The sequence below is a fragment of the Streptomyces sp. NPDC033131 genome, from assembly GCF_055578365.1.
The window spans coordinates 34,155-54,930 of the sequence record NZ_JBVIPA010000004.1 but is presented as its reverse complement, the minus strand read 5'-3'; the positions used below and the strand labels follow the sequence as shown (position 1 = coordinate 54,930).

At 72.5% G+C, this 20,776-nt stretch carries 17 protein-coding genes; 13 read left to right on the top strand and 4 right to left on the bottom strand.

Translation table 11 applies throughout. The features are described from left to right. Positions 1-93: 93 nt before the first annotated feature. The 5 genes from ACZ5XS_RS07495 (at position 94) to ACZ5XS_RS07475 (ending at position 6,532) form a co-directional block, all read left to right on the top strand. Positions 94-2,133, top strand: coding sequence for a bifunctional aldolase/short-chain dehydrogenase (locus tag ACZ5XS_RS07495; protein WP_468648713.1), 2,040 nt, complete (start codon positions 94-96; stop codon positions 2,131-2,133). Further along, positions 2,130-3,578, top strand: coding sequence for a rhamnulokinase (locus ACZ5XS_RS07490; protein WP_468648711.1), 1,449 nt, complete (start codon positions 2,130-2,132; stop codon positions 3,576-3,578). The genes ACZ5XS_RS07495 and ACZ5XS_RS07490 overlap by 4 nt, the downstream gene beginning before the upstream one ends. A 73-nt stretch (positions 3,579-3,651) precedes the next feature. Beyond that, positions 3,652-4,407 carry a (Fe-S)-binding protein gene (locus tag ACZ5XS_RS07485; RefSeq protein WP_468648709.1) on the top strand — a complete coding sequence of 252 codons (756 nt, stop codon included), beginning with the start codon at positions 3,652-3,654 and terminating at the stop codon, positions 4,405-4,407. Next, on the top strand, positions 4,404-5,891 hold the full coding sequence (locus ACZ5XS_RS07480) for a LutB/LldF family L-lactate oxidation iron-sulfur protein (protein WP_468648707.1): 1,488 nt from the start codon (positions 4,404-4,406) through the stop codon (positions 5,889-5,891). The genes ACZ5XS_RS07485 and ACZ5XS_RS07480 overlap by 4 nt, the downstream gene beginning before the upstream one ends. Then, positions 5,888-6,532 carry a LutC/YkgG family protein gene (locus ACZ5XS_RS07475; RefSeq protein ID WP_468648705.1) on the top strand — a complete coding sequence of 215 codons (645 nt, stop codon included), beginning with the start codon at positions 5,888-5,890 and terminating at the stop codon, positions 6,530-6,532. Before ACZ5XS_RS07480 ends, ACZ5XS_RS07475 begins: the two co-directional genes overlap by 4 nt. A gap of 43 nt (positions 6,533-6,575) precedes the next feature. Here the strand turns inward: ACZ5XS_RS07475 and ACZ5XS_RS07470 are convergent, their stop codons facing one another. Next, complete coding sequence (locus ACZ5XS_RS07470; RefSeq protein ID WP_468648703.1) at positions 6,576-7,211, bottom strand: hypothetical protein; 636 nt, start codon at positions 7,209-7,211, stop codon at positions 6,576-6,578. Between the two features lie 135 nt (positions 7,212-7,346). On the opposite strand from ACZ5XS_RS07470, the gene ACZ5XS_RS07465 reads away from it, so the two are divergent. From ACZ5XS_RS07465 to ACZ5XS_RS07445, 5 genes are all read left to right on the top strand, one after another. Further along, positions 7,347-8,138, top strand: a complete 792-nt coding sequence (locus ACZ5XS_RS07465) for an ABC transporter ATP-binding protein (protein ID WP_468648701.1) — start codon at positions 7,347-7,349, stop codon at positions 8,136-8,138. Positions 8,139-8,141: 3 nt separating this feature from the next. Continuing rightward, a complete protein-coding gene (locus ACZ5XS_RS07460) occupies positions 8,142-9,452 on the top strand; it encodes an FtsX-like permease family protein (RefSeq protein WP_468648699.1) in 1,311 nt (436 codons plus the stop codon). Between the two features lie 158 nt (positions 9,453-9,610). Continuing rightward, positions 9,611-10,468 (top strand): AAA family ATPase, encoded by an 858-nt coding sequence (locus tag ACZ5XS_RS07455; RefSeq protein WP_468648697.1) that lies wholly within the window; start codon positions 9,611-9,613, stop codon positions 10,466-10,468. Further along, entirely contained in the window at positions 10,465-11,826 is a 1,362-nt protein-coding gene (locus ACZ5XS_RS07450) for a vWA domain-containing protein (protein WP_468648695.1), read from the top strand. Before ACZ5XS_RS07455 ends, ACZ5XS_RS07450 begins: the two co-directional genes overlap by 4 nt. 121 nt (positions 11,827-11,947) lie before the next feature. Continuing rightward, positions 11,948-12,922, top strand: a complete 975-nt coding sequence (locus ACZ5XS_RS07445) for an NAD(P)-dependent alcohol dehydrogenase (protein WP_468648693.1) — start codon at positions 11,948-11,950, stop codon at positions 12,920-12,922. A 20-nt stretch (positions 12,923-12,942) separates the two neighbouring features. On the opposite strand, the gene ACZ5XS_RS07440 is transcribed toward ACZ5XS_RS07445, so the two are convergent. The 3 genes from ACZ5XS_RS07440 to ACZ5XS_RS07430 form a co-directional block, all read right to left on the bottom strand. Beyond that, positions 12,943-13,302: a cupin domain-containing protein gene (locus tag ACZ5XS_RS07440; RefSeq protein WP_468648691.1), complete on the bottom strand. Its 360-nt coding sequence runs from the start codon at positions 13,300-13,302 to the stop codon at positions 12,943-12,945. Positions 13,303-13,452: 150 nt separating this feature from the next. Then, positions 13,453-14,430 (bottom strand): pyridoxal-phosphate dependent enzyme, encoded by a 978-nt coding sequence (locus ACZ5XS_RS07435; RefSeq protein WP_468648689.1) that lies wholly within the window; start codon positions 14,428-14,430, stop codon positions 13,453-13,455. Beyond that, the gene (locus ACZ5XS_RS07430) at positions 14,427-15,128 is read right to left on the bottom strand and encodes a helix-turn-helix transcriptional regulator (protein WP_468648687.1); all 702 of its coding nucleotides are present in this window, start codon (positions 15,126-15,128) and stop codon (positions 14,427-14,429) included. The genes ACZ5XS_RS07435 and ACZ5XS_RS07430 overlap by 4 nt, the downstream gene beginning before the upstream one ends. Before the next feature lie 246 nt (positions 15,129-15,374). Here ACZ5XS_RS07430 and ACZ5XS_RS07425 point away from each other — a divergent pair, with 246 nt between their 5' ends. From ACZ5XS_RS07425 to ACZ5XS_RS07415, 3 genes are all read left to right on the top strand, one after another. Continuing rightward, positions 15,375-16,493 (top strand): MFS transporter, encoded by a 1,119-nt coding sequence (locus ACZ5XS_RS07425; protein WP_468648685.1) that lies wholly within the window; start codon positions 15,375-15,377, stop codon positions 16,491-16,493. Between the two features lie 64 nt (positions 16,494-16,557). Next, positions 16,558-18,318 (top strand): glycoside hydrolase family 35 protein, encoded by a 1,761-nt coding sequence (locus ACZ5XS_RS07420; protein WP_468648683.1) that lies wholly within the window; start codon positions 16,558-16,560, stop codon positions 18,316-18,318. Then, positions 18,318-20,699, top strand: coding sequence for a beta-galactosidase (locus ACZ5XS_RS07415; protein WP_468648681.1), 2,382 nt, complete (start codon positions 18,318-18,320; stop codon positions 20,697-20,699). Before ACZ5XS_RS07420 ends, ACZ5XS_RS07415 begins: the two co-directional genes overlap by 1 nt. Positions 20,700-20,776: the final 77 nt, after the last annotated feature.

Sequence of the window (20,776 nt, the reverse complement as noted above, 5' to 3'; positions counted from 1 at the left end):
TTGCAGTCTGCGGGCCGTATGTGGCCGGTCGCGCAGTGCCCCGCGCCCCTGGGGAAACGTACTCACCCTCTTTCACGTAAGGACTGGAAGTTCATGGCTCCGCACCCCGAAGCTGACGCTCTCCTCGCCCGGTCTCACCGACTCGGTGCCGATCCCCGCAACACCAACTACGCCGGCGGCAACACGTCCGCCAAGGGCACCGACACCGATCCCGTGACCGGCGGGGATGTCGAGCTGATGTGGGTGAAGGGGTCCGGTGGTGACCTCGGCACGCTGACCGAGGGCGGGCTGGCCGTGCTGCGGCTGGACCGGCTGCGCGCGCTCACCGGCGTCTATCCGGGCGTCGAGCGCGAGGACGAGATGGTCGCCGCGTTCGACTACTGCCTGCACGGCAAAGGCGGCGCCGCCCCCTCCATCGACACCGCCATGCACGGGCTCGTCGAGGCCGCGCACGTGGACCACCTGCACCCGGACTCCGGAATCGCGCTGGCCTGTGCGGCGGACGGCGAGAAGCTGACGGCCGAGTGTTTCGGCGACACCGTGGTGTGGGTGCCGTGGCGGCGGCCCGGTTTCCAGCTCGGGCTGGACATCGCGGCGGTGAAGGAGGCCAACCCGCAGGCGATCGGCTGCGTCCTCGGCGGACACGGGATCACGGCCTGGGGCGACACCTCCGAGGAGTGCGAGCGCAACTCGCTGCACATCATCCGGACCGCGGAGTCGTTCCTCGCCGAGCGGGGCAGGCCCGAGCCGTTCGGCCCGGCGCTCGACGGGTACGGGGCACTGCCCGAGGGCGAGCGGCGGGAGCGGGCCGCGGCCCTGGCACCGTACGTCCGTGCCGTCGCCTCCCAGGACCGGCCGCAGGTCGGGCACTTCACCGACGCCGACGTCGTCCTCGACTTCCTCGCCGCGGCCGAGCACCCGCGGCTCGCCGCGCTGGGCACCTCCTGCCCCGACCACTTCCTGCGGACCAAGGTCCGGCCGCTGGTCCTCGACCTGCCGCCGACGGCTCCCCTCGACGAGGCGATCGCCCGGCTCAAGGAGCTGCACGCCGAGTACCGCGAGGAGTACGCCGCCTACTACCAGCGGCACGCCGAGCCCGACTCCCCCGCGATGCGCGGCGCCGACCCGGCGATCGTGCTGGTCCCGGGCGTGGGCATGTTCTCCTTCGGCAAGGACAAGCAGACCGCGCGGGTGGCCGGCGAGTTCTACGTCAACGCGATCAACGTGATGCGCGGGGCCGAGGCGGTCTCGACGTACGCGCCGATCGAGGAGTCGGAGAAGTTCCGCATCGAGTACTGGGCGCTGGAGGAGGCCAAGCTGCAGCGGATGCCGAAGCCCAAGCCGCTCGCGACGCGCGTCGCGCTCGTCACGGGCGCCGGCAGCGGGATCGGGAAGGCGATCGCCGAGCGGCTGGTCGCCGAGGGCGCCTGTGTCGTGATCGCCGATCTCAACGCCGAGAACGCCTCCGAGGTCGCCGAGGAGCTGGGCGGTCCGGACAAGGCCGTCGCCGTGACGGTGGACGTGACGTCCGAGGAGCAGATCGCCGAGGCCTTCAAGGCGGCGGCGCTGGCCTTCGGAGGGGTCGACCTGGTGGTCAACAACGCCGGCATCTCCATCTCCAAGCCGCTGCTGGAGACCTCGGCGAAGGACTGGGACCTCCAGCACGACATCATGGCCCGCGGTTCCTTCCTCGTCTCACGCGAGGCGGCCCGGGTGATGATCGCGCAGGAGCTGGGCGGCGACATCGTCTACATCGCGTCGAAGAACGCCGTGTTCGCCGGACCCAACAACATCGCCTACTCCGCGACCAAGGCCGACCAGGCCCACCAGGTAAGGCTGCTGGCCGCCGAGCTGGGTGAGCACGGTATCCGCGTCAACGGGGTCAATCCGGACGGGGTGGTGCGCGGCTCGGGCATCTTCGCGGGCGGCTGGGGCGCGAAGCGGGCGGCCGTGTACGGCGTGCCGGAGGAGAAGCTGGGCGAGTTCTACGCCCAGCGGACCATCCTCAAGCGGGAGGTCCTGCCCGAGCACGTCGCCAACGCGGTGTTCGCGCTGACCGGCGGCGAGCTGACCCACACCACGGGACTGCACGTCCCGGTCGACGCCGGCGTCGCGGCCGCCTTCCTGCGATGAGCCCGCACGTGAAGTCGTACGCCGCGGTCGACCTCGGCGCGTCCAGCGGGCGCGTGATGGTCGGCCGCGTCGGCCCCGACAGCCTGGAGCTGGCCGAGGCGCACCGCTTCCCGAACCGGCCGGTCCGGGTGCCCGAAGGGCTGCGCTGGGACATCCTCGGGCTGTACCGGGGTGTCCTCGACGGGCTGCGGGCGGCAGGACAGGTCGACTCCGTCGGCATCGACAGCTGGGCCGTGGACTACGGTCTCCTCGACGCCGACGGGGCGCTGCTCGGCAACCCCGTGCACTACCGGGACACGCGGACCGAGGGCGTCGCGGAGAAGGTGTGGGCGAGCGTGCCCGCCGAGGACCTGTACGCGGCGACCGGACTCCAGTACGCGCCCTTCAACACCCTCTACCAGTTGACCGCGGCCCGCTCCTCCGCCCAACTGGCCCACGCCAGACGCCTGTTGCTCATCCCCGACCTGCTCTCCTACTGGCTGACCGGCGAGCAGGGCACCGAGCTGACCAACGCGTCCACCACCCAGCTGATCGACCCTCGCACGCGCGAGTGGTCGTACGGCATCGCCTCCCGGCTCGGGATCGACCTCTCCCTGTTCGCGCCGCTGCGGCAGCCCGGTGACGCGGCGGGCGTGCTGCGGCCGGACGTACTGGAGGAGACCGGGCTGAGCGGGCCGGTGCCGGTGACGGCGGTCGGGTCGCACGACACGGCGTCCGCGGTGGCGGCCGTGCCGGCCGGGGGCGAGCGGTTCGCCTACATCTGCACCGGCACCTGGTCCCTGGCCGGCCTGGAACTGGACGCGCCGGTGCTGACCGAGGAGAGTCGCGCCGCCAACTTCACCAACGAGCTGGGACTGGACGGCACGGTCCGCTACCTGCGCAACATCATGGGGCTGTGGCTGCTCCAGGAGTGCGTACGGGCCTGGGGCGACCCCGATCTGGGGGCGCTGCTCCTGGACGCGGCCAAGGTGCCGGCGCTGCGGTCGGTGGTGGACGCGGGGGACGCGGCGTTCCTGGCGCCGGGCCGGATGCCGGAACGGATCGCCGAGGCGTGCCGCGTCTCGGGGCAGCCGGTGCCCGCCTCCCCCGCCGAGATCACGCGCTGCATCCTCGACTCCCTCGCCCTGGCCCATCGCCGGGCCGTCGAGGACGCGCAGCGGCTGGCCGACCACCCGGTCGACGTCGTGTACGTCGTCGGCGGCGGCACCCGCAACGCCCTGCTGTGCCAGCTGACCGCCGACGCCTGCGGGCTGCCGGTGGTGGCCGGCCCGACCGAGGCGGCGGCCCTCGGGAACGTCCTGGTGCAGGCGCGGGCCCACGGGCTCGTCGGCGACCTGGCGGGAATGCGCGGGCTGCTCGTCCGTACCCAGCCGCTGACGCGGTACGAACCACGGGGCGACACCGCACGGTGGCGTGAGGCGCAGGCCCGGCTCGCCGTGGGGTGAGGGGACTCCCCGGGCCCCGCGCCCCGGACTACCCTTCCACTCATCCGATGACCGACCACCACAAGGAGCCGCGATGCGTGTCGCCCTGTTCCTGACCTGTGTCAACGACACGCTCTATCCGGACACTGGGCGCGCCGTGGTGAAACTGCTGACCAGGCTGGGCGTCGAGGTCGACTTCCCGATGGCGCAGACCTGCTGCGGGCAGGCGCACTACAACACCGGGTACCGGCATGAGGCGGAACCGCTGGCCCGGCATTTCTCCGATGTCTTCCGGGACTACGAGGCGATCGTGACGCCCTCCGGGTCCTGCGGGGCGATGGTGCGGGAGCTGTATCCGCGGATGGGTGAGCGGGCCCGGGCCGAGGGGCGCGGGGACACGCTCTCCGCCACCCTGGCCCCGGTGATCCCGAAGACGTACGAGCTCACCGAGTTCCTGGTGGACGTGCTGGGGGTGACCGACGTCGGGGCGTACTACCCGCACACGGTGACCTACCACCCGACCTGTCACGGGCTGCGCAGCCTCGGACTGGGCGAGCGGCCCCAGCGGCTGCTCCAGGCCGTGAAGGGGCTGGAACTGATCGAGCTGCCGGGCGCCGACGAGTGCTGCGGCTTCGGCGGCACCTTCGCGCTGAAGAACGCCGACGTCTCGGCGGCCATGGGTGCCGACAAGGTGCGCAACGCCGAGTCGACGGGCGCCGAGGTGCTGTGCGCGGCGGACAACTCCTGTCTGATGCACATCGGCGGGACGATGACCCGGCTCCGCACGGGCATGCGTCCGGTGCACATCGCGGAGATCCTGGCGAGCACGGAGGAGGAGCCGGCGGTATGAGCGGCACGTTCGTAGGGATGCCGGCCTTTCCCGAGGCCGCGCACGAGGCGGTGCGGAACAAGACCCTCCGGGGCAATCTGCGCCATGCCACGCACACCATCCGCACCAAGCGGGCCAACGCCGTGGCGGAGGTGTCCGACTGGGCCGAACTGCGGGAGGCCGGCAAGCAGATCAAGGACCACACACTGCGCCACCTCGACCGGTACCTCGAACAGGTGGAGGAGTCGGTCACGGCGGCCGGCGGCATCGTCCACTGGGCGGCCGACGCCGACGAGGCCAACCGGATCGTCGCCGAACTGGTCAAGGAGACGGGCGAGTCGGAGGTCGTCAAGGTCAAGTCGATGGCGACGCAGGAGATCGGACTCAACGAGGCGCTCGAAGCCGAGGGCATCCACGCCTACGAGACCGATCTCGCCGAGCTGATCGTGCAGTTGGGCAAGGACCGCCCCTCACACATCCTCGTCCCGGCCATCCATCGCAACCGGGGTGAGATCCGGGACATCTTCGCGCGCGAGATGGGTGAGTGGGGCCGCCCGGCCCCCGACGGTCTCACCGACACGCCCGCCGAACTCGCCGACGCCGCCCGGCTGCATCTGCGGGAGAAGTTCCTGCGCGCCAAGGTCGGGATCTCCGGCGCCAACTTCGTGGTCGCCGAGACCGGCACGCTGGTGGTCGTGGAGTCCGAGGGCAACGGGCGGATGTGCCTGACCCTGCCCGACACCCTCATCTCGGTCGTCGGCATCGAGAAGATCGTGCCGACCTGGCGGGACCTGGAGGTCTTCCTCCAGACCCTCCCCCGCTCCTCGACGGCCGAGCGCATGAACCCGTACACCTCGATGTGGACCGGCACGACGGATGAGGACGGGCCGCAAAACTTCCACCTGGTCCTCCTCGACAACGGCCGCACCGACACCCTCGCCGACGAGGTCGGCCGGCAGGCCCTGCGCTGCATCCGCTGCTCGGCCTGCCTGAACGTCTGCCCGGTGTACGAGCGGGCCGGCGGGCACGCGTACGGCTCGGTCTACCCGGGGCCGATCGGCGCCATCCTCAGCCCCCAACTCCGGGGCACGGCGAGCGAGATCGACGCCTCGCTGCCGTACGCCTCGTCGCTGTGCGGGGCCTGTTACGAGGTGTGCCCGGTCGCCATCGACATCCCCGAGGTGCTGGTGCATCTGCGGGAGCGGGTCGTCGAGGGCGGTCCGGTGACGCGGGAGGGCAACAAGGTGGTGCTGAAGCCCGCCAAGGGGCATGCGGCCGAGCGGGCGGCGATGCGCGCGGCACGCTGGGCCTTCGGACGTCCGGGGGCACTGCGCGCCGGCCAGCGGCTCGCCTCCCGGACCCGTCGCTTCCATCCGCGGACCCTGCCGGGCCCCGGCAGCGCGTGGAGCGGGACACGGGATCTGCCACCGGTACCGGCGGAGCCGTTCCGCGACTGGTGGCAGCGGACGCAGGGCGGGAACGGCGACAAGGGGGCCGCGAAGTGAGCAGCAGGGAGCGGATCCTGGGCCGGGTGCGGCGCGCGCTGACGGACGTCCCCGAGGACGACACGCCGTACGAGCAGGCGTTCTCCCGGGACTATGTGCGCGAGCACGGCGCCCGGAGCGTCGAGCAGACGGTGGAGCTGCTGGCCGAGAACCTGGCGGACTACCGGGCGGTCGTGCACCGCTGCACCGCCGCCGACCTGCCGGCGACCCTGGCCGGGATGCTGGCCGCGCGGGGCTCGAAGACCGTGCTGGTACCGGCGGGCCTGGACGCGCAGTGGTTGTCCGCGGCCGAGGCCGAGCAGGTCCCGGACCGGGCGGAGAGCACCCCGCACGAACTCGACCGGGTCGACGGCGTGGTGACCGCGTGCGCGGTGGCCGTCGCCGAGACCGGCACGATCGTGCTGGACGGGAGCCCGGACCAGGGCCGCCGCCGTATCACGCTCGTCCCCGACCACCACGTCTGTGTCGTACGGGTCCCCGATCAGGTCGTGTCGTCGGTGCCGCAGGCCCTCGACCGGCTCGATCCGACCCGCCCGCTGACGTGGATCTCCGGGCCGTCCGCCACCAGTGACATCGAACTCGACCGCGTGGAGGGGGTGCACGGACCGCGCACGCTGGAGGTGGTGCTGGTGACGGCCTGAGCGGCGTCATGGGCGTCGTCGTCGCGGCTACCGCTCCGCACGTCTACCGCAGGAGCATCGTGGGGAGCGTCTCGTCCAGGATGCTCCGCCGGGGCAGGGTGAGGCCGAAGTGCCGCTCGACGACCTCCAGCGAGGTCCGGTGGACGACGCGCCGCTCCAGCTCGTGGTCGGGCAGTCCGGCGGCGGTCAGGCGATCCTGCACGGCGGACGCCACCTCGGGGTCCCCCTGAACGCCGTCGTATCCCCAGGACCCGTCCAGGTGCAGGTTGAACTCGCACATCAGACGCTCGTCGTGGAGGTACGCGAAGGTCGGCGGCACCGGCTTGCCGTTCTCCTCCTCGAACTCCAGCAGGAAGACCTCCGCACCACCGCGCGAGACCGGGGGCGTGCCCCCGAACTCGGCCCACCAGCCACCGTACTTGACCACGTACGCCCACTCGCCGATCTCTCCGTGGCGCAGGGCGATGCCGTTGCAGGCGTCGCCGAAGAGGCCTTCCAGCACGTCCTGCACCTGTCGGCCGGTGAGTTCCCCGATGGACCGCATCTCCCGGGGCCGGTGCACGGTGTCGGCGACGCGCGAGGCGAGGGTCTCCGAGGCGAGGTCGCGGGCGATCACGATGCCGTAGCCGCCCCACGCGATGGACCGGGGCTCGGCGAGCCAGGCTATTCCGTCAGTCATGGAGATCACCTTGGCGCACCGGGCCGTCGGGGGTCACTGAGTACACCCTCGGATACGGGTTCTGCGCCCCATGTGCTCCGCCCGGCCGCTCCGTAGCTTCGTCAGGGAGGCACACGGCGTGCCGGACGGAGAGTGATGACGATGTTTCGCGCAGGTTCGCGACGTACGCACGACACGGGACCCGCCGCCGAAGCACTGCGGCTGGTCAAGGTCAGCAAGACCTACGGGACGGACGACAGCGCCGTGACCGCGCTGGACGGGGTCACCCTCACTCTCGGCCGCGGCACCTTCACCGCGGTGATGGGGCCGTCGGGTTCCGGCAAGTCGACTCTGCTGCAGTGCGCGGCCGGGCTCGACGTGCCGGACAGCGGCATCGTGCGGGTGGACGGCACGGAGCTGACCGGGGGCGGCGAGGCCGAGCTGACGAGGTTCCGGCGCGGCCGGATCGGGTTCGTGTTCCAGCAGTACAACCTGCTGGACACGCTGACCGTCGCCCAGAACACGGTGCTGCCGCTCAGGCTCGCCGGGCGGCGGGTGGACCGTGACCGGGCCCGCGAGGTGCTGACGTCCGTCGGTCTCGGCGACCGCCTGGGCCACCGCCCGGACCAGTTGTCCGGCGGGCAGCGGCAGCGTGTGGCGATCGCCCGCGCGCTGGTCACCGAACCCCGGGTGATCTTCGCGGACGAGCCGACGGGCGCCCTGGACACGCGCAGCGCGCGGGACGTGCTGCGGCTCCTCCAGCAGGCGGTACGGGTGCACGGGCGGACCGTGGTGATGGTGACGCACGACCCGGTCGCCGCCTCCTACGCCGACTCCGTGCTGTTCCTCGCCGACGGCCGGCTGGCGGGGCGGATGGACGCTCCGACGGCGGACGCCGTCGCCGAGCGGCTGGCGCACCTGGGCGACGACCTGATGGCGGGGGTGTGAGCGATGTTCCCGCTGGCGATGCGGTCGATCAGGCAGCGGCCCGGGCGGTTCCTCGCGACGCTGCTGTCCGCCTTCCTGGGCGCGGCGATCATCATGACGTTCAACTCGATGCACGACACGGCGGCGCAGAGCGGCGTCGACCCGGTGAGTTCGGAGACCCTGACCACCGCCGCGAGCGTGGTCGGCGGCTACGGCACCCTCCTGGTGTTCTTCGCCGTCGCCTCGACCCTCACGGTCAACGTCCGTCAGCGGGCCGCCGAGTTGGAGTTGCTGCGCTGCTCGGGCGCGACTCCGGCGCAGATCAAGCGGATGGTGGTCGGTGAGGCGGTGGCCGTGGCCCTGGTGGGCGCGGCGCTGGCGATCGGTCCGGCGATGCTCGGCGGGCAGGCGCTGCTGGGCGTGTTCCAGGACAGCGGGCAGGTCGCGCGTTCCGTCGACCACTCCTTCGGTCCGGTCGCGCTCCTGTCGGGCGTCGACATCACGCTGCTCGCGGCGGCGGGCGCCGCGTTCCTCGCCGTACGGCGGGCGACGCGCAGGCGGGAACGGCGGGGCCGGGGGCGGACGTTCTTCGCGTACGCCGCGCTGGTCGCCGGTGCCGCGGCGGTGTGCACCACCTTCGCCGTGTCGGCGACGGACGCGGCGCTGATGGCGGCGCCCGCGTACGGGGCGATCCTGCTGTCGGTGGGCTTCGCGCTGCTGTCGCCGCGACTGCTGAAGGGCGTGCTGGACCGGCTGCCGCTGACGGCTGCGAGCGGCTGGCTGGCGGTGCGCAACCTGCGCCGCCGGGCGGACCACCTCTCCGGAATCCTGATGTCGCTGATCCTGTTCACGGCGGTCGCCACGGCCACGCTGTACATGCAGGCGGTGGAGAGCGACGCCGTCGAGGCCTCGGGCCTGGCCAAGTCGGTCGACGCCGAGAACCTGGAGACACTGAACCTCACGGTCGTCGGCATCATCGCGGTGTTCGTCTGCGTGATGCTGGTCAACTCGCTGTACGCGGCGACCACTTACCGCGGCCGGGAGTTCGGGCAACAGCGCCTGGCGGGAGCGACTGCGGGGCAGGTGCTGGGCACGGTGGGCACGGAGGGGCTGATCCTGACGGTCACGGGGCTGTGCTTCGGCACGGTGGCCGCGCTCGCCGGGATCATTCCGTTCACCGTCGTGCGCACCGACTCGGTGCTGCCCGACCAGGGACTCGGCATCTGGCTCGCGGTCGTCGCGGTCGCGGCGGCGGCCACACTGGGGACGAGCCTGGCGACGGCCCGGCGGGTGCTGCGCACTCCGGCCGTGAGGGCGGTCGCGGTGGCCGCGTGAGGCGTTCGTTCAGCGGGCCGTTCAGCCGGGCGTTCAGCGGGGGCCGTCGAGAGACGGCCCCCGCTGCTGTCGGATCACCGGATTTCTGATGACACAGGCGCTGAACAAGCGCTTAGATAGTGACCGTCCAGGTAACGCCGCCGTGCTGGAGGCCCCCGTTGTTCACTTCCGTCGACGACGTCTCCGCGCGTCTTGCCGAAACCGGCTATCTCGCCTCGCCGGCCGTCGCCACGACCGTCTTCCTCGCCGACCGCCTCGGCAAGCCGCTCCTCGTGGAGGGCCCCGCCGGGGTCGGCAAGACGGAACTCGCGAAGGCCGTCGCGCAGGTCGCGGGGGCGAGGCTGGTGCGGTTGCAGTGCTACGAGGGCGTCGACGAGTCCCGGGCGCTGTACGAGTGGAACCACGCCAAGCAGTTGCTGCGCATCAGCGCGGGCCGGGACGAGACGTGGGACGAGGCACGTACGGACATCTTCAGCGAGGAGTTCCTGCTGGCCCGTCCCCTGCTGACCGCGATCCGCGGCGACGAGCCGAAGGTGCTCCTGATCGACGAGACCGACAAGGCGGACGTCGAGGTCGAGGGCCTGCTCCTGGAGGTGCTCAGCGACTTCCAGGTCACCGTGCCCGAACTGGGCACGATCACCGCCACCCGCCGCCCCTTCGTCGTCCTCACCTCGAACGCGAGCCGTGAGCTGTCCGAGGCGCTGCGCCGCCGCTGCCTGTTCCTCCACATCGGGTTCCCGGAGGAGGAGCTGGAGCGGCGGATCGTCCGGCTGAGGGTGCCCGCCCTGGACGAGGTGCTGGCCGAGTCGGTGGTCCGGGTGGTCGGCGCGCTCAGGGCCATGGACCTGCGGAAGGTGCCCTCCGTCGCCGAGACCATCGACTGGGCGCGCACGCTCCTCGCACTGGGCGCGGACACGCTCGACGAGGCCCTTGTACGCGACACCCTGGGTGTGTTGCTGAAGCACCAGGACGACGTCCTGAAGGCCGGGGCCAAGCTGGACCTGGGGGCTCTGTGAGCACGCCGGCCGGGGTCGCGGACCGGCTGACGTCCCTGGTCGGGGCGCTGCGCGCGCACGGCATCCACGTCGGCACCGGGGAGACCGTGGACGCGGCGCGTGCGGTGGTGGCCCTGGGGCTCGCGGACCGGGAGCTGCTGCGGGAGGGGCTGGCCGCGACGCTGCTGCACGGCACGGCTCAACGGCCCGTGTTCGACCCGGTCTTCGACCTGTACTTTCCGCGGGCCGTGGGGGCGCCGGAGACCGAGGCCGCGGACCGGGACGGCCTGCGCGACCGGCTGGCGGCCGCGCTGGCCGCGAACGACCGGGCACTGATGGCCCGGCTGGCGGCCGAGGCGGTCGACGGCTTCGGCGGATACGGTTCCTCGCCCGCGTCGGACGGCTGGTCGTCGTACCAGGCGCTGGACCGGCTGCGCCCGCAGACGCTGCTGGCCCGCGTGCGCGACGACGTGCGGGCGCGGGGCGGCGGTGGTCCGGGGTTCACGGACCGGCTGCTGGAGGACGAGATCCGGCGGCGCATCGAGGCGTTCCGCGCCCTGGTGGGTGTGGAGGCGCGGCGTCGGGTCGCCGAGCGGCGGGGCCGGGACGAGCTCGCGCGGCGGGCGGTGGCCCCGACAGCCGACCGGGTCGACTTCCTGTTCGCCGGGAAGGACCGGCTGGCCGAACTGCGCAGGACCGTGCAGCCGCTGGCCCGCAAGCTCGCCACCCGGCTCGCCGCGCGTCGGCGGCGTGCAGCGCGCGGCAGCATCGACCTGCGGCGCACCCTGCGCGGATCGCTGTCGACGGGCGGGGTGCCCATGCGGCCCGTGCTGCGCCGACGGCGTCCCGCCCGGCCCGAACTGGTGCTGCTGTGCGATGTGTCGGGCTCCGTGTCCGGGTTCTCGGACTTCACGATGCTGCTCGTGCAGGCGCTGCACGACCAGTTCAGCAAGGTGCGGGTGTTCGCCTTCGTCAACCGGATCGACGAGGTGACCCGGCTGCTCGTGCACGGCGCCGCCGACCCGGAGGGCCTCGGCGCCCGCATCCGCGCCGAGGCGGTCCTCACGGGGTGGCACGGCAGCAGCGACTACGGTGTCGCGCTGGGCGAGTTCGCGGAGCGGTACGGCGACGCGGTCGGCCCGCGCACCACGGTGTTCGTCCTCGGTGACGCCCGGACGAACATGAGCGACCCGAACCTGCCCGCCGTACGGCGGATCACCGGACGGGCCCGCCGGGTCTACTGGCTGAACCCGGAGGCACGCCCCCAGTGGGGCACGGGCGACTCCGCCGCCCCCGACTACGCCGAGGTCGTCGAGATGCATGAGTGCCGCAACGCCCGCCAGCTCAGCGCCCTGGTGGGGCGTCTGCTGCCGGTCTGACGCCGGGCCGGCCACGGTCGGCCCCGGTGAGCGGTCGGCTCATCCCGCAGACGTAGGGCTTGTCCCCGATGTCCCTGCCGCCTTCCCGCCCTTACGCTCCGCAGCAACGGAGGGGGAGCCCATGAGGGCAGTGATCCAGGACAGATACGGCTCGGCGGACATCCTTGAGGTCAGGGAGGTCGACCCGCCCGTGCCCGCCGCCGGCGAGGTGCTGGTGCGGGTGCACGCGGCGGCGCTCAACGCCTACGACTGGCATTTCCTGCGCGGCGATCCGAAGATCGCCCGCCTGGTGATGGGGCTGCGCGCGCCGAAGGCGAGGATCCGGGGCCGGGACTTCGCGGGGCTGGTGGAGGCCGTGGGCGCCGGGGTCGAGGGACTGCGCCCCGGCGACGAGGTGTACGGCGAGGCCGACGGCGCGTTCGCGGAGTTCGTGTGCGCCGCCGGCGACGCGGTGGGCCCGAAACCGGCCGGCCTGAGTTTCGAGGAGGCGGCGGCGATCCCCCTGGCCGCGAACACCGCCCTCATCGGCCTGCGTGACGTGGCCGGGGTCGGGGCGGGCCGCACGGTGTTGGTGAACGGGGCGTCGGGCGGGGTCGGCACGTTCGCGGTGCAGCTCGCGAAGGCGTTCGGCGCGGAGGTGACCGGCGTGTGCAGCACGCGCAACGTCGATCTCGTCCGGTCACTCGGCGCGGACCACGTCATCGACTACACCCGCCAGGACTTCACCCGTGCCGGACGTCGGTACGACGTCGTCCTGGACCTGGTGGGCAATCACTCCCTGGGCGCGTTCCGGCGCGCCGTGACCCCCACGGGGACGCTCGTCCTGTCCGGCGGGGGCGTGTTCGAGGGCGGCAGCCTGGTCGGCCCGATGGGGCTCTTCCTCAAACGGCGTCTGGTGTCGCCCTTCGTCCGCCAGCGCCTGCTCGAACTCCCCGCCAGACCGAGCAGGGCCAACCTCGCGACCCTGCGGGAACTCGTCGACTCCGGGAAGATCGCCCCGGTCGTCGACCGCACGTACCCCCTGAACGAGGTGCCCGAGGCGATGCGGTATCTGGAGGTCGAGCACGCGCGCGCCAAGGTGGTCGTCACCGTGTGAGGCGCGCGCCCTCGACGGGGTCAGTCGGCCTTCGCGTACGACTGCGCCATGCCTCCGGCGAAGTCGTACACCACGACCTGTTCGTCGCCCACGACCCAGGCGTCGTGTCCGGGCGGGCATACGAAGGTGTCGTGGGGGCCCACTTCGGCCTCGCCGCCGTCGTCCATGCGGATGCGCATGCGTCCTTGGACGACGTAGCCGTTGTGGTGGATCTGGCAGCTTTCCGTGCCCGCGATCGGGGCCACGGACTCGGACCAGCGCCAGCCCGGTTCGAAGGTGGCCACGGCGAAGTCGAGTCCACTCATGTGGACGGCTTCCAGATGACCCCGGGGGAAATCACGGCGCTCGTCCGGCTTGTCGAGCGTCTTCACCTCGATCATGACGGCTCTCCCTTCCGGCCGGGCAGTGCTCGGCCGGGGCCGGTCCCGCCTCCCGCCCACCGCGAGCGGCACCGGCGGGGGCCGTGCCCCACTTCTCCATCGTCCGCCCGTCCACCCGGGAACGCCATTCGAGTGAGGACGGCACCGGCGTCAGGCCGCGCCCCCGCACAGCCGGGCGAACCGCTCCGCGTCGACGTTCCCCCCGGAGATGATCACCCCGATCCGGCTCGGCAGGCGGCCCGCCCGGCCGGAGAGCAGGGCGGCCAGCGGGGTCGCGCCGCTCGGCTCGACCACGATCTTCAGGCGCTCGAACGCGAACCGCATCGCCTCCCGGATCTCGTCGTCGGAGACCAGGGCGATCGCGTCGACGAGCAACCGGTTGACGGAGAAGGTCAGTTCGCCGGGGGTGTGCAGGGCCTGTCCGTCGGCGATGGTGTGCGGCACGGGGATCTCGACGCGCCGGCCCGCCTCCAGGGACCGCTTGGTGTCGTCCCCGGCCTCCGGCTCGACGCCGATCACCCGCAGGTCCGCGTACTGCCCCTTGGCCGCCGTGGCACTTCCGGCGATCAGTCCGCCGCCGCCGACCGGAGTCATCAGCATGTCCAACTCCCCCACCTCTTCGAGGAGTTCGAGGGCGGCCGTGCCCTGCCCGGCGATGACGTGCGGGTGTTCGTAGGGCGGGATGACCGCGAGACCGCGTTCGGCCGCCAGAGCCTCGGCGAGGGCGACGCGGTCGCCGGTGTAGCGGTCGTACGTCACGATCTCGGCGCCGTAACCGGCGGTGGCGGCCCGCTTCGAGGCCGGGGCGTCGTGCGGCATGACGATCACCGCGGTGCTGCCGAGCTCGCGGGCGGCGAGGGCGACGGCCTGGGCGTGGTTCCCGGAGGAGTAGGTGGCGATGCCCCGGGCGAGCTGCTGCGGGCTCAGCCGCGAGGCCGCGTGGTAGGCGCCGCGGAACTTGAAGGCGCCGACGCGCTGGAAGTTCTCGCACTTGAGGAAGACCTCGGCGCCGACGAGAGCGTCGAGGGTGCGCGAGCGCAGCACGGGCGTGCGGTGGACGACGCCCTTGAGCCGGGCGGCCGCGTCACGGACGTCGGCGAGGGTGACCGGCGGGGTGGTGGTCGTCACGCGTGTCCTCCAGTGGTGTCGGTGCCGCCGGGCGTCGCGTCCGTCGCGGCCCGGGCCTGGGAGAGGTAGCTGTACGCGGAGGCGCGGGAGATGCCGAGCCGGGCGGCCACCTGCTCGACCGAGCGGCGCACCGCGAACACCCCGCGCTCGTCGAGGCTGCGGAACAGCTCCAGGCGGGCGTCCCGGTCGAGGGCCGCCCATGCCCGGTCCTGTTTCGGGTGGTGGTCGTCGAGGATGACCTCGACGACGGAGTCGATGTCGTTGCCGAAGGTGGTGACCGGGAGTTCGATCGGCGGCCGTGCTGTGCCGGCCAGCGCTTCGAGCAGGGTGTGGGCGCCGGTGAGCGCGGTGACGTCGAGGTTCACGCACACCGCGCCGAACACCGCGCCCGTGGAGTCCCGCAGCACCATCGTGGACGACTTGACGGTCTGGCCGGTGCCGGTCCGGGTGACGTAGTTCAGCTCGTCGGCCGCCTCCTCGCCCCGGGCGACGATCCGCATGCCGATCTCACTCATCGCGCCGCCCACCGCGCGCCCCGTCACCGATCCGGCGATGGCGACCACCGACTCCTCCGGCCGCCGGTAGTCGTGCAGGACCACCTCGCACACCGGACCGAACGTCGCCGCGATCCCCTCGATCACCGGAACCAGCGCGGCGATGACCGCGTCCCGCTCCGCCTCCACACTTGCCTCGCCCACCGACACGCACACCCTTCCCGCAACCGGAGATCCTAGACTACACGTCCATTGCTTGGACTGAAAGTCCAATCCCCCTTCGCACCCATCTCCGTCCGGAATCTTGACGGCCGTGATGTTACCGGTAACATCACTGCGGTCGGAGCCAACGAGAGGTGTGCTGTGCCGGGGGACGAACAAGCAGTCGACAGCCGCACGAGGCCACCCGCTCACGTACGACCGGACACCCCGGTCTTCAGCCCCGCAGCCGTGGCCGCCTCGTGCGTGGGCTTCGTCCTCATCGGCGCACTCCAGGCGCTGTACGGACCGGCCATTCCGGCGTTCCGCGAGGAGTTCGGACTGTCCCCCTCCGCCGCGGGGCTGGGGCTGAGCGCCCACTTCGTCGGCGGAGTGGCCGGTGTACTGCTGTTCGACCGGCTCTACGGGCGGCTCGGCAACCGGCAGATCCTCGGCGCCTCGTACCTGCTCATGGCGGTCGGCGCGGCGGGCTTCGCACTGGCACCGACCTGGCCGGCCGCACTGGCCGCGGCGCTGCTGGCGGGGCTCGGCTTCGGCGGTATCGACTACGGCCTCAACCAGCTGTTCGCGGTCGGGTTCGGTCACCGTTCGACCGCGATGCTGAACATCCTCAACGCGCACTTCGGCATCGGCGCGATCCTCGGCCCGGCGCTGGTCGGCATGATCGGCTCCGCGCACTACCCGGCGATCTTCCTCGGCTTCGCGCTCGCCAACCTGCCGTTGCTGCTGTGTCTGAAGGGCGTACGCGACCAGGCGCCCGAACCGGCCGCCGGCGCCGGGGCCGACGACGGACGGGCCCTCGGCCGCAGTCTGGGCTCGGTGCTCGCCGTGTTCGTCGCGCTCTACGTGCTGCACGTGGGTGTCGAGGCGGGCGTCGGCGGCTGGGAGCCGACCCACCTGGAGACCGTGGGATACAGCGCCGGGATCGCCGCGACCGCGACCTCCGTGTACTGGCTGATGATGACCGTCGGCCGGTTCCTGGTCGCTCCCCTCGCGCTGCGCTTCTCCGCCCAGACCATCATCACCGTCTCCTGCGCGGGCATGACGGCGTGTCTGCTGCTGGCGTCGGTCCCTGCGCTCGCGCCGTACGCCTACGCCGGTGTCGGCCTGTTCATCGCCCCGATCTTCCCCACCGGCCTGCCCTGGCTGCACCGGTCGGCCCCCCGCGCCCGGCGGGCCGGCGCCCTGGTCATCGCCGCGTCCATGGCCGGAGGGGTCGCGGCGGGACCGGCGCTCGGCAAGGCCATCGAGGCATCCGACGTCCGGGCCGTACCGCTCCTGCTGGGCGGTGTCTCGGCACTGTGCCTGGTCGCCACACTCTGGCTCGTCCGCAGCACCCGAGCCCGATGAACCCGGCACCGGCACCGGCGTTGTCGAGGTTTTGAACCGAAGCGAACCGAAAGGAAGCACCCGCATGCCTGCTCTGACGACCTCGTCCGACGGTTTCCTCCTGCACGGCGAACCGTTCCGGATCATCTCCGGGGCACTGCACTACTTCCGCGTCCATCCCGACCAGTGGACCGACCGGCTGCGCAAGGCACGCCTGATGGGCCTCAACACCGTCGAGACGTACCTGCCGTGGAACCTCCACGAGCCCGCACCCGGCACCCTCGTCCTCGACGGCCTGCTCGACCTGCCCCGGTTCCTGCGGCTCGCACAGGCGGAGGGTCTGCACGTGCTGCTGCGCCCCGGGCCGTACATCTGCGCCGAGTGGGACGACGGCGGGCTGCCCGCATGGCTGATCTCGGACCCCGACATCCGGCTGCGGACCAGCGACCCCCGCTTCACGGACGCCTTCGACCGCTACCTGGACCAGCTGCTGCCCCCGCTGCTGCCGCACCTCGCCGCGAACGGCGGCCCGGTGATCGCCGTACAGGTGGAGAACGAGTACGGCGCGTACGGCGACGACACCGCCTACCTCAAGCACGTGGAACAGGCCCTGCGGTCCCGGGGCGTCGACGAGCTGCTGTTCACCTGCGACCAGGCCAACGCCGAGCACCTGGGCGCGGGCACCCTGCCGGGCACGCTCGCCACCGTGACCTTCGGCAGCCGGGTCGAGGAGCACCTGGCCGCGCTGCGCGCCCACCGGCCCGAAGGCCCGCTGATGTGCGCGGAGTTCTGGATCGGCTGGTTCGACCACTGGGGCGGGCCCCACCACACGCGGTCGGCGTCCGACGCGGCGGCCGACCTGGACCGGCTGCTGTCCGCCGGTGCCTCCGTGAACATCTACATGTTCCACGGCGGTACCAACTTCGGCTTCACCAGCGGCGCCAACCACAAGCACGCCTACGAGCCCACCGTCACGTCGTACGACTACGACGCCCCGCTCACCGAGAGCGGCGACCCCGGCCCCAAATATCACGCGTTCCGCGAGGTCATCGCCCGGCACGCTCCGGTCCCGGACGAGCCCGCCCCGGCGCCGGGCCCCAAACTCCCGGAGACGACCGTCGAGTTGCACCGCCGGGCCCCGCTGCTGCCGTATCTGCGCACACTGGACGGCGTCGTGCGCAGCGAGGACCCGGTGACGGCGAACGACCTCGGGGTGGACACCGGTCACGTCCTGTACCGCACCACCGTTCCCGGTTCGGGCGACGGTCTGCTGCACTTCTCGGGCGGGGTGGGCGACCGCGCCCAGGTCTTCCTGGACGGCGCCCCCGTGGGCGTGCTGGAACGCGAGCGTCACGACGAGACGCTGCCCGTGCGGGTGCCGACGCCCGGCGCCGTCCTGGAAGTGCTCGTGGAGAACCAGGGCGGGGTCAACTACGGGCCGCGCATCGGTGCCCCGAAGGGCCTGCTCGGTCCGGTGTCCTTCCAGGGCGCGGTCCTGCACGGCTGGGAGTGCCGGCCCGTGCCGCTGGGCGACCTGGGTGCGGTGCCGTTCGTGCCGTCCGACGCCGCCACGGACGCGGTACCGGCCTTCCACCAGGGGACGTTCGAGGTGGGCACCCCGGCCGACACCTTCCTCGCCCTGCCCGGGTGGACCAAGGGCCAGGCCTGGGTCAACGGCTTCCACCTCGGCCGCTACTGGAACCGCGGCCCCCAGCGCACCCTGTACGTCCCCGGCCCGGTCCTGCGTCCGGGCGCCAACGAACTCGTCCTGCTTGAGCTGCACGCCACCACCGGCACGCGCGCCCAGCTCACCGGCACCGCCGATCTCGGACCGGAGAACGACTGATGACCCGCCCGCACCGCCTGCGCCTCTCCTCCCCCGCAGACCCACCGCTGGTCGGACACCTGCCCTTCGCCGACGCCCCGGGTGTGCCCGACCCGATCGCGGTCACCAGCCGTTGGCTCACCCGCGGCGGCCGCCCCTGGTTCCCGGTCTCCGGCGAGTTCCACTACTCGCGCTACCCCGCCGGGGAGTGGGAGGAGGAGCTGCTGAAGATGAAGGCGGGCGGAGTGACCGCCGTCGCCAGTTACCTCATCTGGATCCACCACGAGGAGACCGAGGGCCGCGTCCGCTTCGACGGCGACCGCGACCTGCGCCGTTTCGCCGAACTGTGCGCCCGCCACGGGCTGGACTTCATTCCCCGCATCGGCCCCTGGTCCCACGCCGAGGTCCGTAACGGAGGCCTGCCCGACTGGCTGCTGGCCCGCGACTGCGCCCCGCGCAGCGACGACCCCGCCTACCTGGAGCCGGTACGCGCCTGGTTCACGGCGATCGCCGAGCAACTGCGCGGCCTCGACCGGGCGCACGGCGGCCCGATCGTGGCCATCCAGATCGAGAACGAGCTCTACGACCAGCCCGGCCACCTCCTCACCCTGAAGCGCATGGCCCAAGAGGCCGGAATGAGCGCTCCGCTGTGGACGTCGACCGCCTGGGGCGGCGTCCAGCTCCCGCCCGACGAGCTGCTTCCGCTCTACGGCGGCTACACCGAGACCTTCTGGACCGAGGCGGACGGCGGCTGGCCCGACACCTGCCGCAAGCACTTCTTCTTCACCCACCACCGCGACGACGAGGGCATCGGCGCCGACCTCAGGCCCACCACCGTGCGCGGCGGCGAGCCGGACGCCTTCGCCGACCGGTTCCCCTGGGCCACCTGCGAGCTGGGCGGCGGCATGGCCGTGTCGTACCACCGCCGGCCCCGCGTCGACGCCGACGACATCGGCGCGCTCGGCCTCACCAAGATCGGCTGCGGTTCGGTCTGGCAGGGCTTCTACATGTTCCACGGCGGCACCAACCCGGCGGGTGAGCTGACCACCCTGCAGGAGTCCCACGCCACCGGCTACCCCAACGACCTGCCCGTCCTGACGTACGACTTCCAGGCCCCGCTCGGCGAGTACGGCCAGTACCGGCGGACGTACCACGAACTGCGCCTGCAGCACCTGCTGCTGGCGGACTTCGGCGACCGGATCGCGCCCATGCGGTCCACGCTGCCCGAGCGGCAGCCGGACGGGCAGGGCGACCGGGACACCCTGCGCTGGGCCGTGCGCGGGGACGACGGCTCGGGGTTCCTGTTCGTCAACAACCACCAGCCGCACGAGCCGCTGCCGGACCACCCGGACACGTCGTTCACGGTCGAATTCCCGAACGGCGCCGACGAGTTGACGCTGCCGAGCGTCCCCGTCACCGTCCCGCGCGGCGCCTACTTCTGCTGGCCGCTGCGGCTCGACGTGGCCGGGCTCAGGCTGGAGTGGGCCACCGCCCAGCCGGTGTGCACGGTCGACGTGGACGGTCGTACGGTCCTGGTGCTGGCCGCGGCCGACGGCATCGCTCCCGAACTCGCCCTGGACGCGGCGACAGTGGCCTCGGTCGGCTCGCCGACCGGGGACATCACACCGGTCGGCGATCGGCTGCTGGTGACCGGGCTGCGCCCCGGCACCGACGCGCTGGTCGAGGTGGAGACGGCGGACGGGGGCCGGGTCGGCCTGCTGGTCCTGGACGCGGCGACGGCTCGTACCGCCTACCGGGGTGAGGCCTGGGGTGCCGAGCGCCTGGTGCTGTGCGGGGACGGCGTCGTCTTCGACCACGACGAGGTACGGCTGCACGGGTCACGGGCGGCCGTCTCGTTCGCGGTGCTGCCCGCGCCGGAGCGGGCCCCGGTGGTGGACGGGGTGGCAGGGAGCCCGGAGGCGGACGGGGTGTTCACCCGGTACTCGGTCCGGTCCGGCGAACGCGGAGAAGCCACTCCCCAGGTCACCCTGCTCCGGCCCGCCGGTCCGGCGCCCGAGACCACGACCGGCGTGCAGGGCCGGGCGAGCGCGCCCGCGGACAAGTACGTCGACACCCTCGCCGCCGAGTACCGCGTCGACGTGCCGGACGACCTGCCGCCGGGGACCCTGCTGCGCCTGCACTGGACCGGTGACGTGGGGCGGGCGTACGCGGGGGACGTGCTCGTCGCCGACCAGTTCTTCTCCGGTCGGGTCTGGGACATCGGCCTCGACCGGCTGCCCGCCGACGCCCTGCGCGCGGACGGTCTGCGGCTGAGGCTGCTGCCCCTGCACCCGGAGGCCCCGGTGTACGTGCCCGAGCAGGCGAGCGGCGCAGGGGAGACGGCTGCCGTGGTGCGCGCCGAGTGGGTCACCGCCCGCACCTGGACCGTCCGGGCCGGCTGACCGCCGGGCCGTACCGGCCGGGGGTCCGGCGCCGCCGGGCCCCCGGGACTCCCCCCGCCTATGCTGTGGTCCTGCCG

Coding starts and splice junctions, on each gene's coding strand:
- ACZ5XS_RS07485 (WP_468648709.1), top strand. CDS start 3,652: ATGCGTGTCGCCCTGTTCCTGACCTGTGTCAACGACACGCTCTATCCG.
- ACZ5XS_RS07480 (WP_468648707.1), top strand. CDS start 4,404: ATGAGCGGCACGTTCGTAGGGATGCCGGCCTTTCCCGAGGCCGCGCAC.
- ACZ5XS_RS07415 (WP_468648681.1), top strand. CDS start 18,318: ATGACCCGCCCGCACCGCCTGCGCCTCTCCTCCCCCGCAGACCCACCG.
- ACZ5XS_RS07460 (WP_468648699.1), top strand. CDS start 8,142: ATGTTCCCGCTGGCGATGCGGTCGATCAGGCAGCGGCCCGGGCGGTTC.
- ACZ5XS_RS07445 (WP_468648693.1), top strand. CDS start 11,948: ATGAGGGCAGTGATCCAGGACAGATACGGCTCGGCGGACATCCTTGAG.
- ACZ5XS_RS07495 (WP_468648713.1), top strand. CDS start 94: ATGGCTCCGCACCCCGAAGCTGACGCTCTCCTCGCCCGGTCTCACCGA.
- ACZ5XS_RS07490 (WP_468648711.1), top strand. CDS start 2,130: ATGAGCCCGCACGTGAAGTCGTACGCCGCGGTCGACCTCGGCGCGTCC.
- ACZ5XS_RS07470 (WP_468648703.1), bottom strand. CDS start 7,211: ATGACTGACGGAATAGCCTGGCTCGCCGAGCCCCGGTCCATCGCGTGG.
- ACZ5XS_RS07465 (WP_468648701.1), top strand. CDS start 7,347: ATGACGATGTTTCGCGCAGGTTCGCGACGTACGCACGACACGGGACCC.
- ACZ5XS_RS07420 (WP_468648683.1), top strand. CDS start 16,558: ATGCCTGCTCTGACGACCTCGTCCGACGGTTTCCTCCTGCACGGCGAA.
- ACZ5XS_RS07440 (WP_468648691.1), bottom strand. CDS start 13,302: ATGATCGAGGTGAAGACGCTCGACAAGCCGGACGAGCGCCGTGATTTC.